Raw genomic sequence first — 622 nt, 5'->3', positions numbered from 1 at the left:
TGGTCTTCATGGGCATGGGCGAACCGCTGGCCAACTACAACCGGGTGGTGGCGGCCATCCGGCGGCTCGTCGCACCGGCGCCGGAGGGTCTCGGCCTGTCGCAGCGGCACATCACCGTCTCGACGGTCGGCCTGGTGCCGGCCATCCGCCGACTGGCCAGCGAAGACCTCTCGGTGACCCTTGCGCTGTCGTTGCACGCCCCCGATGATGATCTGCGCGACGAACTGGTGCCGGTCAACCAGCGCTGGAAGGTAGCCGAGGTGCTGGACGCAGCGTGGGACTACGCGGCTCGGACGGGACGCCGGGTGTCGATCGAGTACGCGATGATCAAGAACGTGAACGACCAGCCGTGGCGAGCCGATCTGCTCGGCCGGCTGTTGGCCGGTAAGCTGGCCCACGTGAACCTCATTCCGCTCAACCCGACGCCGGGCAGCCGCTGGGATGCGAGCCCGAAGCCGGTGGAGCGGGAGTTCGTCCGGCGCTTGCGTGCCGCGGGGGTGTCCACGACGGTGCGGGACACCCGAGGGCGCGAGATCGACGGCGCGTGTGGGCAGCTCGCCGCCGCGGAGGACAGAGACATCGAGAGCGCCGCGGCGGCATCGGCGTGACCGGGCGTGGCGAA

The 622-nt window shown here is 70.3% G+C and carries 1 protein-coding gene; it reads left to right on the top strand.

The features are described 5' to 3' along the window. Positions 1–608: 23S rRNA (adenine(2503)-C(2))-methyltransferase RlmN (gene rlmN, locus SM447_RS29435; protein WP_474576125.1), on the top strand; the 608-nt coding region annotated here is incomplete at its 5' end. Positions 609–622: the final 14 nt, after the last annotated feature.

Source organism: Micromonospora aridisoli (assembly GCF_056150025.1).
The sequence above is the reverse complement of the archived record's forward strand: the minus strand, read 5'-3'. Positions and strand labels throughout refer to the sequence as shown.